Source organism: Streptomyces sp. CNP082 (assembly GCF_059570535.1).
Map to the genome: position 1 here is coordinate 21,739 of NZ_JCANSZ010000012.1, position 12,656 is coordinate 34,394.

At 73.2% G+C, this 12,656-nt stretch carries 11 protein-coding genes; 6 read left to right on the top strand and 5 right to left on the bottom strand.

Annotated elements, in window-relative coordinates:
* Window positions 1–27 precede the first annotated feature (27 nt).
* The 4 genes from B124_RS12850 (at window position 28) to ahpD (ending at window position 4,280) form a co-directional block, all read left to right on the top strand.
* A complete protein-coding gene (locus tag B124_RS12850) occupies window positions 28–552 on the top strand; it encodes a PadR family transcriptional regulator (protein WP_496502912.1) in 525 nt (174 codons plus the stop codon).
* On the top strand, window positions 549–1,268 hold the full coding sequence (locus B124_RS12855) for an ABC transporter ATP-binding protein (protein WP_496502913.1): 720 nt from the start codon (window positions 549–551) through the stop codon (window positions 1,266–1,268). The genes B124_RS12850 and B124_RS12855 overlap by 4 nt, the downstream gene beginning before the upstream one ends.
* Entirely contained in the window at window positions 1,265–3,658 is a 2,394-nt protein-coding gene (locus B124_RS12860; RefSeq protein WP_496502914.1) for an ABC transporter permease, read from the top strand. Before B124_RS12855 ends, B124_RS12860 begins: the two co-directional genes overlap by 4 nt.
* A gap of 85 nt (window positions 3,659–3,743) precedes the next feature.
* Window positions 3,744–4,280, top strand: a complete 537-nt coding sequence (ahpD, locus tag B124_RS12865) for an alkylhydroperoxidase, AhpD family (protein WP_496502915.1) — start codon at window positions 3,744–3,746, stop codon at window positions 4,278–4,280.
* Window positions 4,281–4,313: 33 nt separating this feature from the next.
* On the opposite strand, the gene B124_RS12870 is transcribed toward ahpD, so the two are convergent.
* The 4 genes from B124_RS12870 to B124_RS12885 form a co-directional block, all read right to left on the bottom strand.
* On the bottom strand, window positions 4,314–5,714 hold the full coding sequence (locus B124_RS12870; RefSeq protein ID WP_496502916.1) for an AI-2E family transporter: 1,401 nt from the start codon (window positions 5,712–5,714) through the stop codon (window positions 4,314–4,316).
* Window positions 5,715–5,924: 210 nt separating this feature from the next.
* Window positions 5,925–6,653 (bottom strand): aggregation-promoting factor C-terminal-like domain-containing protein, encoded by a 729-nt coding sequence (locus B124_RS12875; protein WP_496502917.1) that lies wholly within the window; start codon window positions 6,651–6,653, stop codon window positions 5,925–5,927.
* 418 nt (window positions 6,654–7,071) lie between these two features.
* The gene (gene phoH2, locus B124_RS12880; RefSeq protein WP_496502918.1) at window positions 7,072–8,397 is read right to left on the bottom strand and encodes an RNA 5'-3' helicase PhoH2; all 1,326 of its coding nucleotides are present in this window, start codon (window positions 8,395–8,397) and stop codon (window positions 7,072–7,074) included.
* Window positions 8,398–9,065: 668 nt separating this feature from the next.
* On the bottom strand, window positions 9,066–9,845 hold the full coding sequence (locus B124_RS12885) for an isoprenyl transferase (protein WP_496502919.1): 780 nt from the start codon (window positions 9,843–9,845) through the stop codon (window positions 9,066–9,068).
* 118 nt (window positions 9,846–9,963) lie between these two features.
* Here B124_RS12885 and mgrA point away from each other — a divergent pair, with 118 nt between their 5' ends.
* Window positions 9,964–11,001: an L-glyceraldehyde 3-phosphate reductase gene (mgrA, locus tag B124_RS12890; RefSeq protein WP_496502920.1), complete on the top strand. Its 1,038-nt coding sequence runs from the start codon at window positions 9,964–9,966 to the stop codon at window positions 10,999–11,001.
* 263 nt (window positions 11,002–11,264) lie between these two features.
* Here mgrA and B124_RS12895 read toward each other — a convergent pair whose 3' ends face one another.
* A complete protein-coding gene (locus B124_RS12895) occupies window positions 11,265–11,993 on the bottom strand; it encodes a prepilin peptidase (RefSeq protein ID WP_496502921.1) in 729 nt (242 codons plus the stop codon).
* Between the two features lie 185 nt (window positions 11,994–12,178).
* Between B124_RS12895 and B124_RS12900 the strand changes: the two genes are divergently transcribed.
* On the top strand, window positions 12,179–12,577 hold the full coding sequence (locus B124_RS12900; RefSeq protein WP_496503032.1) for a DUF192 domain-containing protein: 399 nt from the start codon (window positions 12,179–12,181) through the stop codon (window positions 12,575–12,577).
* Window positions 12,578–12,656: the final 79 nt, after the last annotated feature.

A 12,656-nucleotide genomic window follows, 5' to 3' on the forward strand; every position in this document is an offset into this window, starting at 1 on the left:
GTATACACATCATGTATAGTCCGCGGCATGACGATCGGCCACACCCTCCTCGGACTCCTGGAGTCCGGCCCCCGCCACGGTTACGACCTCAAGCGCGCCTTCGACGAGCGCTTCGGCCACGACCGCCCGCTGCACTACGGGCAGGTCTACGCGACGATGTCCCGGCTGCTGAAGAACGGCCTCGTCGAGGTCGACAGCAGAGAGCCCGGCGGCGGCCCCGAGCGCAAGCGCTACGCCATCACCGACGCGGGCGTCACCGATGTCGCCGGCTGGCTCGCCACTCCGGAGAAGCCCGAGCCGTACCTGCAGTCGACCCTCTACACGAAGGTCGTCCTCGCACTGCTCACGGGCCGCGACGCGGCCGAACTGCTCGACGTGCAGCGCGCGGAACACCTGCGCCTGATGCGCGAGCTGACCCGCCGCAAGCAGCACGGCGACCTCGCCGACCAACTGATCTGCGACCACGCCCTGTTCCATCTCGAAGCCGACCTGCGGTGGCTGGAGCTCACCACCGCGCGCCTCGGCAAACTCGCCGCGGAGGTACGCGCATGAACACCGCCCCCGCCCCCCTCGCCGGACCCGCCGAGCCGGCGCCCCTCCTCACCGCCACCGCCCTGCGCAAGGTCTACGCCGGCACCCCCGCGCTCGACGGCGCCGACTTCGCCATAGCGGCCGGCGAGACCGTCGCCGTCATGGGCCCCTCCGGGTCCGGCAAGTCGACGCTGCTGCACTGCCTCGCCGGCATCGTCCCGGCCGACGGGGGCACCGTGACGTACGCGGGCCGCGACCTCGCCGCGCTCTCCGACGCCGAGCGCAGCGCCCTGCGCCGCCGGGAGTTCGGCTTCGTCTTCCAGTTCGGCCAGCTCGTACCGGAGCTGACCTGCGTGGAGAACGTCGCCTTGCCGCTGCGTCTGACGGGCCTCAGCCGCCGGGACGCCGAGCGCGCCGCCCGCCCCTGGCTGGAGCGGCTGGAGGTGGACGACGTAGCGCACCAGCGGCCGGGCGAGATCTCCGGCGGCCAGGGCCAGCGCGTCGCCGTCGCCCGCGCGCTGGCGACGACGCCGCGGGTGATCTTCGCCGACGAGCCGACCGGGGCGCTGGACTCCCTCAACGGGGAGCGCGTCATGGAACTGCTCACCGCCGCCGCGCAGGACAGCGGCGCCGCGGTCGTCCTGGTCACCCACGAGGCGCGGGTCGCGGCGTACGCCGACCGCGAGGTCGTCGTACGCGACGGGCACACCCGCAGTCTGGAGCCGGCCGGCCGATGAGCGACGTGAGCTACGCCGGAAAGAAGACCGGAGCTCGGCCCGCGTACCCTCCGGGCCCGCCCCCCGACTCCCGCGGCACGGTGCGGACCTGGGCCGACGACCTGCGCATGGGCCTGGCCTTCGCGCTCCGCGGCGGGCGCGAAAGCTGGCTGCGCACCGTGCTGACCGCCGTCGGCGTCGGCCTGGGGGTAGCGCTGCTGCTGCTCACCACGGCCATCCCGGGCGCCCTGGCCGACCGCGACGAGCGCGAGGCGGCCCGCGCCGAAGTCCTCGCCTCCGAGGCCGAGTACGCGGGCGGCACCGTGCTCGTGGGCAACGTCGACACCGAGTACGGCGACACCTCGATCCGCGGGCGGCTGCTGCGCCCCGAGGGCACCGGCGCCCCGCTGCCCCCGGGCCTCGACCGCTTCCCGAAGCCCGGCGAGATGATGGTCTCCCCCGCCCTCGCCGACCGGCTCGACGACGGCGACGCGGACCTGCTGCGCGAGCGCCTGGACTACGGCATCGCCGGCACCATCTCCGACGCCGGCCTGATCGACCCCGGCGAGCTGGTGTACTACGCCGGCAGCGACGGCATCGCGGCCCGCGACATCAACGTCAGCCGCGTCGCCGCCTTCGGCGAGGAGAACCAGGACCCGGCCATGGAACCGGTGCTGATGCTGCTCGCGATGATCGTGTTCGTCGCGCTGCTGATGCCCGTCGCGGTGTTCCTCATCGCGGCCGTCCGCTTCGGCGGCGAGCGCCGCGACCGCCGCCTCGCCGCGCTCCGCCTCGTCGGCGCCGACGGCCGCGCGGTGCGCCGGATCGCCGCCGGCGAGGCGCTGGCGGGGGCGCTGCTCGGACTCGCCGTCGGCGCCGGCCTGTTCCTCGTCGGGCGGAAGATCGCGGGCGAGGTGACGGTCTACGGCATGAGCGTTTTCACCGCCGACCTGAACCCGTCGCCGTCGCTGGCCGCGCTGGTCGCCGTGGCGGTGCCGGCCGCCGCCGTCGGCGTCACCCTGCTCGCGCTGCGCGGCGTGGTCATCGAGCCGCTCGGCGTCGTACGGTCGGCACGGCCCGCCCGGCGGCGCATCTGGTGGCGGCTGCTGCTGCCGGCCGTCGGGCTCGCCCTGCTCGCGCCGATGATGGGCCGCGGCGACGGCGCCGGCGACTTCCCCGAATGGCAGGTCATCGCCGGCACCGTACTGCTGCTGACCGGCATCACCGCGCTGCTGCCCTGGCTCGTCGAGGCCGTCGTCGCCCGCCTCGGGCGCGGGCCGACGTCCTGGCAACTGGCCGTGCGCCGCCTCCAGCTCAGCAGCGGCACCGCCGCCCGGCTGGTCAACGGCATCGCGGTCGCCGTCGCCGGGGCCATCGCGCTGCAGATGGTCTTCGCCGGCGTGGAGGACGACTTCAGCGAGCCGACCGGCCACGACACCACCCGGTTCCAGATGGGCGTGTACGCGGGGCCCGGCCAGGACCTCCGCGTGGGCGAGCGGATCGCCGCGACCGAGGGCGTCCGCGAGGCCGCCACCCGGGTCAGCACCGTACTCGGCGACTCCCGGCGCAACCCCGGCAACTCCGCCACGCTGACCGTCGGCACCTGCGCGAAGCTGCGCCAGATCGCGAAGCTCCCCGACTGCCGCGACGGCGACGCCTTCCGCCTCACCGACACGTACGGCAGCGGCGACGCCCGGCGCCTGACGGCCTCCGGCGACCGGCTGTACATCGACCCCGGGTACGACGACCTGAGCGGCAAGGCGATCCCCTGGACCCCGCCCGCCGGCATCCGGCCCGCCAAGGCCCTCCGCGACACCGACGGTGCCCTGTACGACGGCATCGTGGCCACCCCCGCCGCCGTCCCCGACGTCCACGACTCCGGCGCGTACACCGCCTGGGTCGACGTGCGGCTCGACCCGGCCGTGCCGGGCGCGGCCGAGCGCGTACGCAACGAGGTCGCCGCCGTCGACCCGCTGCTGTCCGTCCACACGCTGGGCAGCGAGGTCGTCTCGGAGGACTTCGCCGGCATCCGCACCGGTCTTGCGGTGGGCGCCACGTGCGTGCTGGTGCTGATCGGCAGCAGCCTGCTCGTCGGCCAGCTCGAACAACTGCGGGAGCGGCGCAGGCTGTTGTCGTCCCTGGTCGCCTTCGGCACCCGGCGCGCCACGCTCAGCCTGTCCGTGCTCTGGCAGACGGCGATCCCGGTGGCGCTGGCGATGGCCCTGTCGACGGCGTTCGGGCTCGTGCTGGGCACGGTGCTGATGCGCATGACGGACACGCCCGTCGCGGTCGACTGGCCGTCGGTGCTGACGATGGCGGGGGCGGGCGCCGGGGTGGTCGCCGCGGTCACGGCGCTGAGCATGCCGCTGCTGATCCGGCTGATGCGCCCGGACGGGCTGCGCACCGAGTAGGGGCCCGGGACCGGACCGGCGCGCGCCGGTCCGGTCCCGTACGGGCTGAAGGGCGCGGGCCGTGCGGTTCTGTAGGGTCGGGCGCGTGGCACTCGACGCGCTCCAGTCGGCCCTCCCCGGTTACGCCGGGGACCTGCGCCGCAACCTCGCCTCGGTCACCGACGACGGGCTGCTGCCGCCGCAGCAGTTGTGGGGCGCCCTGCTCGCGTGCGCCATCGCCGTACGCTCCCCCGCCGTGCTGCGCGCGGTGGCGCCGGAGGCGCGGGAGCGGCTCGCGCCCGAGGCGTACGACGCGGCGCGCTCGGCCGCCGCGGCGATGGCGGCGAACAACGTCTTCTTCCGCGCCCGGCACCTGCTCTCCGACCCCGGGTACGGCCATCTGCGCAGCGGGCTGCGGACGAACGTGCTGGGCGCCCGGGGCGTACCGAGGGCGGACTACGAGCTGTGGTGCGTCGCCGTGTCCGCCGTGGGCGGCTGCGGGGCGTGCCTGGACGAGCACGAGCGCGCGCTGCGGCGCACCGGCGCGGACCGCCGGACGGTGCAGGAGGCGCTGAAGGTCGCCGCGGTCGTGCAGGCCGCCGGCACGGTCCTGGACGCCGAGGCCGTACTCGGCGACGGCTGAGCCCGCGGCCGGCCGTCCCGTACGCGCCCGGCGTCAGCCCTTCGTATCGCCGTCCCGGGCCTCGGTGCCGCCGCCCGCACCCGCCGCCGGCTGCGACTGCGGCGGCGGCTGCTGCGGCTCCGGGTCCGGCGCGGGGGCGTCGGTCGGCGTGGCCGGCGAGACTTCGAGCGCCGTCGCCCCGTGTGGCGGCGGCCCCGGATCCGCCACGTGCTCGCGGTGGTACGCCTTGAGGTATCCGGTCGCCGTGTTGAGCACCGCGATCAGCGGCACCGCCACCACCGCGCCGGGGATGCCGGCGACGAGCGTGCCGGTGGCCACGGCGAGCACCACGGCCAGCGGGTGGACCTGCACCATGCGCCCGAGGATGAAGGGCTGCAGGATGTGTCCCTCTATCTGCTGTACGAGCAGCACCACGCCGAGCACCAGCAGGGCCGTGACGAGCCCGTTCGTCACGAACGCCACCACCACCGCGAGCGCGCCGGAGACCAGCGCACCGACGAGCGGCACGAACGCGAAGAGGAAGATCATCACGGCCAGGGGCACGGCCATGGGCACGTCGAGGATGAAGATGCCGACGCCGATGAACACCGCGTCGATGAGCGCCACCAGCACCGTGCCGCGCACGTAGCCGGTCAGCGTGGCCCACACCTTCGGGCCCGCGCCGGCCACGGCGTCCCGGGCGTCGGTGGGGACGAAGTTCAGGCACCACTTCCAGATCCGCTCGCCGTCGTAGAGCAGGAAGATGGTGACGAAGGCGGCGATGGCGGCGCCGGAGAAGAACTCCAGCACGTACGAGACGCCTTCGAGGCCGGCGGAGGTGACCTCGCTGGAGTTCTCGCCCAGCCAGTCGCTTATCTCGTCGCCGATGTTGTTGATCTGCTTTTCCTGCACGTGGAACGGCCCGTCGATGAGCCATTCCTGCACATCGTCGATGCCCTTCTGGACCCTCTTGGTCAGGTCGTCGACGTTCTCCATGATCTGCCAGACCACGAACCAGCCGACGAGGCCGATCGCGACGAAGCCGCCGACGAACGTGGTGACCGTGGCGAGCCCCTGGCTGAAGCCCCAGCGGCGCAGCCGCGCCACCGTCGGCTGCAGCAGCGCGGTGACCAGCAGGCCGACGGCGAAGGCGATGACGACGAGGCTGACGACGCTGATGACCTTCATCAGCACGTAGATCAGCCCGGCGAGGACCAGCAGCCGCCAGCCGACCTCGGCCGCGACCCGCACCCCCCACGGCACGACGCTGGACGGCGACCGCGGCGCCGGGCCGGGCGGCCGGGCCGCGGCGGCCGGTTCTGCGGCGGGCTGGGGGGCGTCCTCGACGACGGGCGCCACGGACGCGGCCTTCTCCGCGGCGGCGGCCCGGCGCCGCTCCGCCATCCGGCTGGCCCGCTCACCCATCCCGCCGAGCCAGTCGGTCATCTTCGACATAACAGTCCTCACGCCGCCTGTGGTCGTGCCGCAGTACCGTCCGTCACCCGCACGACCGTACACGGCCGCCCCCTGCCCGCGGGCGTGGTCTGCTCCGGTCCACTACGACGTGCCAGGCGCGGGCGGCGGTTCCGCGCGCATGTGACACGCCCCTGGCTCCAGAGCCGGGGGCGTGTCACACACAAGCCGCGCGGGATGCCGCGCCGGGGTTCAGTACCAGCCGTTGGCCTGCCAGAACTCCCAGCCGCCGCAGGGGCTGCCGTAGCGGTCGTTCATGTAGTTCAGGCCCCACTCGATCTGCGTGGCCGGGTTGGTCTGCCAGTCGGCGCCGGCCGTGGCCATCTTCTCGCCGGGCAGCGCCTGCATCAGCCCGTACGCGCCCGAACTCGGGTTGGTGGCAGTGTAGTCCCAGCCCGACTCGTGGTCGACGATGTTGCTGAAGCACTGGTACTGGTCGGCCGGCACCATCTGCCGGGCCATGGCCTGCACGTCGGCGACGGAGTAGGACGCCTGGGGGGCGAAGTCGCCCGCGTCGGCGGATGCCGTCTCGGACGCCGCCGCCGAGCGGCTGGCGGCCTCCGCGGCCTCCCGCTCCTTCTCCGCGGCTTCCTCGGCCGCCTTGCGCTCGGCGGCCTCCTTCTTCTCCTCCGCGGCCTGGGCGGCGGACTTGCGCGCCTCTTCCTCGGCCGCCTTACGGGCGTCGGTGTGTGCGGCGTCGGCCTGTGCGTCCGCCTGCTCCGTGAGGGAGGCGGTCTGCACCTGGGCCGTGGCGCCAGCGGGTACGTCGGCGAGGAGCGTCGCATCGGCGGCGGTCGCCTCGACGTTGGCCGTCGAGTCGTCGCCCTTCTCCGCACCCGTGGCCACGCCGACGACAGCGCCGACAGAGGTGACCGCGGTGGCGGAAGCCACGGCGAAACCCCGGACCGAAATCCGGCTCACACAAAGTCCTTCCAGCGTCGCCCGCTGCGGTGACCTCGCGGACGCGTCCCTGCCCCTGTCACTGGCCTCCCCTTGTTCCGGACCGCCGACAGTGGCGGGACCGACTGGTCACGGGAGGCGCGGACCCGGCAGCCCCCCGCGTCCACGGGGGCCGGTACTGCGCTCGGGCGGCGTACGGCGGCTCTGTTCAGTTGAGTCGTGCTGCACCGGAGTCGGTGCGGGGCCGTACGCAGGGCCTGACGAGTCCCAGACTCTGCCGGAGACGGACACCCGGACGCAATTCCCCGTCCAGTGGGAAAGCTCACACCGCGTTTGCCCCTCGCTGTTGACGGAAACCCGTGCGTAGCACTGGGCGCAACAGCTAAGCTGCTGCGCCCAGTTCACACGCTCGGGAAGAAATCCGGGGTGGAGTGTCCCGTTATACCCGGCCTTCTTCCAGCATTTCGGTCACCAGTGCGGCAATCGGCGACCTCTCCGAGCGGTTGAGCGTCACATGGGCGAAGAGCGGGTGCCCCTTCAGCTTTTCCACGACGGCCACTACGCCGTCGTAACGACCCACGCGCAGATTGTCCCGCTGCGCCACGTCATGAGTGAGTACGACGCGGGAGTTCGTCCCGATCCGGGAGAGCACGGTCAGCAGGACGTTCCGCTCCAGCGACTGCGCCTCGTCGACGATGACGAACGCGTCGTGCAGCGAGCGTCCGCGGATGTGGGTCAGCGGCAGCACCTCGAGCATGCCGCGCGCGATGACCTCCTCGATGACCTCGCGCGAGGTCACCGCGGACAGGGTGTCGAAGACCGCCTGCGCCCACGGGCTCATCTTCTCGGCCTCGGTGCCCGGCAGATAGCCGAGTTCCTGGCCGCCGACCGCGTACAGCGGACGGAAGACCATCACCTTCTGGTGCTGCCGGCGCTCCAGCACCGACTCCAGGCCCGCGCACAGCGCCAGCGCGGACTTGCCGGTACCGGCGCGCCCGCCCATCGAGACGATGCCGACGTCGTCGTCCGCCAGCAGGTCCAGCGCGATCCGCTGCTCGGCGCTGCGGCCGTGGATCCCGAAGACCTCCCGGTCGCCGCGGACCAGCCGGATCCGCCCGTCGGGGGTGACCCGGCCGAGCGCCCGGCCGCGCTCTGACTGCAGCACGAGTCCGGTGTGCACGGGCAGTTCGTCCGCCTCCGGCACCGAGACGACCTCCGCCGCGAACAGTTCGTCGACCTGTTCGCCGGTGAGCATCAGTTCGGACATGCCGGTCCAGCCGGAGTCCGTGATGGCCAGCTCCGCGCGGTACTCCTCGGCGGCCAGGCCCACGGACGACGCCTTGATGCGCAGGGGCAGGTCCTTGGAGACGACGGTGACGTCCTGCCCCTCGGCCTGGAGGTTGCGCGCGACGGCCAGGATGCGGGAGTCGTTGTCGCCCAGGCGCCCGTGCTGGTTGAGGAGGGCCGTGGGGAGCACCCCGATGTCGGTGTGGTTCAGCTCCACGCGCAGGGTGCCGCCGAGGTCGCCGATCGGGATCGGCGCGTCGAGCCGGCCGTACTTCACCCGGTACTCGTCGAGCTGGCGGAGCGCCTGGCGGGCGAAGTAGCCCAGCTCCGGATGGTGCCGCTTGGCCTCAAGTTCGGTGACCACCACGACGGGCAGCACCACCTCGTGTTCGTCGAACCGCGCCATGGCCCTGGGGTCGGCCAGCAGGACGCTCGTGTCGAGGACGTAGGTGCGCCGGTCAGGCTTCTTGCTGTTCACCGGACACCTCCGAGGATGCCCCGGCCGTCACGCCGGGGAGGAATCGGACTCGTGCGGAGCAGGGCGGCGAGCGGCGATCCGCCGCCGGGCAGACCGCCGCTGTCACCCACCCCTACGCAACGTGTATGGCCAGTTACGCTGATCGAGAACCAAGACAGCACAGCATCACCGTGCGTCAGCGAGAACCAAGCGCGCACATGCACCACCTAGATGTGCAATAAGATCCCGGGCTGGTTTCAACCCGGCTGGTGTTGATCGTGGAAGACCTGCTCGTCCGTAGGGCGAACGGGCGGCGTGAGCCAGGAATCCCCCCTGCTTCGGCTGGGGGGAGGATTCAACACGGATGGACGAACCCCCTCCCCCTCGGATGAGGTCGGCACGCGACAAGGTCGCGGGGATCAGGCCGGGCGTCCGGCCCCGTGCGGCCACGCGGGCGCGCAGGACCGGGCCCCGGCCCTCCGCTCCGTCCGTACGTGCGATGGTGCGCTGCGCACGGACCTCGTGATGCGGCACGTGGTGCAAAGGGCCCTCCCGGGCGGGCGGTGCGGTGGACCGCCTGCTAGCACGGATATTCCCTCGCGGACCCCCGGGCATGCAATGCCTGTGGCCGACGGGCCGTAACGGTGGATACGTGCTTATACGTGCCCCAGGGGCGCGCCGGAGCGGTGTCAGCCGCCGAAGCGGCGGTGGCGGGCCGCGTAGTCGCGCAGGGCGCGCAGGAAGTCGACGCGGCGGAACGCGGGCCAGAAGACCTCGCAGAAGTAGTACTCGGAGTGCGCCGACTGCCACAGCATGAACCCGGACAGGCGCTGCTCGCCGCTGGTGCGGATCACCAGGTCCGGGTCGGGCTGGCCGCGGGTGTAGAGGTGCTGGGCGATGTGCTCCACCTCGACGGTCTCGGCCACGTCGGCGAGCGTACGGCCCTGGTCGGCGGCGTCGCCGAGCATCGAGCGGACGGCGTCGGCGATCTCCTGCCGGCCGCCGTAGGCGACGGCGACGTTGACCAGGACGGCGCCGCTGCCGGCCCCGGTGATCACGTCCCGGGTGGCCTCCTCCGCCCTCTTGAGGATGAGCTGGGTCTCCATGGGCAGCAGGTCGAGGTTGCCGACGTGGTGCACCCGCGCGCCGCCGCGCCCGGCCACGCCGGCGACGGCCTCCTCGATGATGGCGAGCAGCGGGTTCAGCTCGGGCTCCGGCCGGTCCAGGTTGTCGGTGGACAGCAGCCAGAGCGTGAGCACCTCGACGTCGGTCTCGCGGCACCAGCGGATCAGCTCGTGGATCTTCTCGGCGCCGGCCTGGTGGCCCTGCGCGGCGGTTCCCCCCGCGGCGCGGGCCCAGCGGCGGTTGCCGTCGAGGATGACGCCGATGTGCTTGGGCACCCGGTCGGGGTCGAGGCGGCGCTCAAGGCGCTTCTCGTATACGCGATACACGATGCCGCGCCAGGTCATCCCGTGTTCAGCCCTTCCGTCGCACGTTCGGAGTACCCCCCCGGAAGGCGCCACAGTACTGCCGGTTGTGCCACAGTCCTGTCACAGGGGCGCACCGGGTTCGTGATAGGCAGGTTTTGTGAACAGTCTCTTGCCCTACCTGCCAGCAGACACCCGTTACGACGCCATGACCTACCGCCGGACGGGTCGCAGCGGCCTGAAGCTCCCGGAGATCTCTCTCGGTCTCTGGCACAACTTCGGCGACGACCGCGCTCTGGAGTCGCAGCGCGCGCTCCTGCGGCGCGCGTTCGACCTCGGTGTGACCCACTTCGACCTGGCCAACAACTACGGCCCGCCGCCCGGTTCCGCGGAGGAGAACTTCGGCCGGCTCTTCGCCGCCGACTTCCGCCCGTACCGCGACGAGTTGGTGCTGTCGACGAAGGCCGGCTACGACATGCAGCCGGGACCGTACGGCGAGTGGGGCTCGCGGAAGTACCTGCTGTCGTCGCTGGACGCCTCCCTGCGCCGCATGGGCGTCGAGTACGTCGACATCTTCTACTCCCACCGCTACGACCCGGACACCCCGCTGGAGGAGACGATGGGCGCCCTGGCGTCCGCCGTGCAGCAGGGCAAGGCGCTGTACGTCGGCGTCTCCTCGTACACTTCGGAGCAGACCCGCGAGGCCGCCCGGCTGCTGCGGGAGATGGGCGTGCGGCCCCTCATCCACCAGCCCTCGTACTCGATGATCAACCGCTGGACCGAGGACGACGAACTGCTCGACACCCTGGAGGCGGAGGGCATGGGCTGCATCGCCTTCGCGCCGCTGGCGCAGGGGATGCTGACCGGCAAGTACCTGAACGGCATCCCGGAGGGGTCGCGGGCCACGCAGAACAAGTCGCTGGACCCGGAGCTGCTGACGGACGAGGTCGTCCGGCGGCTGCGCGGGCTGAACGAGATCGCGCGCGGGCGCGGGCAGTCGCTGGCGCAGCTCGCGCTGGGCTGGGTGCTGCGGGACCCGCGGATGACGTCGGCGCTCATCGGGGCGTCGAGCGTGGCGCAGTTGGAGGCGAACGTCGCGGCGCTGGGCGCGGCGGAGCTGACGGCGGCGGAGCTGGCCGAGATCGACGGGTTCGCGAAGACGACGAACGGCGTGAACATCTGGGCCGGACGGAGCTGAGCACCGGCCCGCGGACCGGCCCGTTTCATGGAAAAGGAACGGGCCGGTCCGTGGGGGGGATACGGACCGGCCCGAGGGGGGGAGTTCCACCATAACCCAGGGTGAGGGGTGCTCAGTACCGGAAGGGACGGGTCACCTCGAAATGTGCTCGCACGGTGACGTTCCGTATACGAACTCCGCTGCGACCATGTCACTCGCACGGGGCTTGCGTGCAGCTCACGGCAGGGGTTCGGGGGCATACGGGCCGGCCCGCCCCGCGCCGCTCAGCCGGCCGCCAGTCCGCCGACGACGAGCCCCGCGAAGGCCCCGACGATCATGAAGGGGCCGAATGCGATGGCCGTCTTCCGGCCCACCCGGCGGGCCGCCAGCATGGTGATCGCGTACCCCGTGCCCAGCAGCAGACCGGCGAACGAGCCGGTGAACAGCACGTCCCAGCCGTACCAGCCGAGCGCGACGCCCAGCACGAGCGCCAGCTTCACGTCCCCGAAACCCATGCCGGCGGGGTTGATGAAGAAGAGCAGGAAGTAGACCGCCCCCAGCGCGACGCCGCCCAGAAGGGCGCGCGTCCACGACCCCGCGCCGCCGACGAGCGCCGCACCCCCCAGCAGCACCACGGCCGCCCCCGCGAGCGGGAGCGTCAGGACGTCCGGAAGCCGCCGCACCGCCCGGTCGACGGCGAAGAGCAGCACCCCGAACGGCGCCAGCAGCAGCCACACGGCCAGCTCCGGCTCGGCGCCGGTCGCGGCGGCGAGCGCGGCGCAGGCGGCGGCGGTCGCGGTGGCCGGGAGCAGGACACCCGGGCCGTACGGGCTCCCCCCGCACTCCTTGCACGTCGCCGGGCCGGCCCAGCCGGGGACCGGGTGGTCCTGCGGGCAGCGGTCGCGCCACGGCTCGCCGCCGGCCACACAGAGCCGGTAGGCGGCGCGGGGCAGCAGGGCCCCGGCGGCGGCGCCGTAGCCGGCGGCGAGGACGACGAGGAGGACGGCGAGCACGGGGTGAGCCTAACGGCGGTACGGCGGGCGGGGCAGGGGCGGGTTCGACGGCACGGCGGGGGTACGGTGGCGGCCCGGGGGCCGGCTCCGGGGCCGGGGCGCCTCCGGGGGTGCGGCTCGGGGCCCGTAGCGGCACAGCGCGGAACGGGGACCCGCGGAAGCGGGGAGAGGGGGAGGTGACCGCCGTGCCCGCCTGGCCCGACGGACCGGCCACGCTCACCGTCGGCCGCGGCACGGCCCCGCTGCCGCTGGAGGTGGCGTCCTCCTTCGCCCGCCGCAGCCGCGGCCTGCTCGGTCGCGACGGCCTGGCCGGCGCCCTCCTCCTCACGCCCGCCCAGGGCGTGCACACGCTCGGCATGCGCTTCGCCATCGACGTCGCCTACCTCGACCGCCGGCTGACGGTCCTGGCCGTACGCACCATGCCTCCCGGCCGCATCGGCCGCCCCCGGCTGCGGGCCCGGCACGTACTGGAGGCGCAGGCGGGCGCGTTCGCCGAGTGGGGCGTGCGGCCCGGGGTGCGCCTCGGCGTCGGCGCCGCCCCGGCGGGGGCCGGCCCGCAGGGGGCCGGCCCGGGGCCGGACTGACCGGGGCGCGGGGGCGTCAGAGGCGCTCGCTACGATCGAAAACGACCGTGATCGTGCCGGCGAGGACACCGGGCCGCGG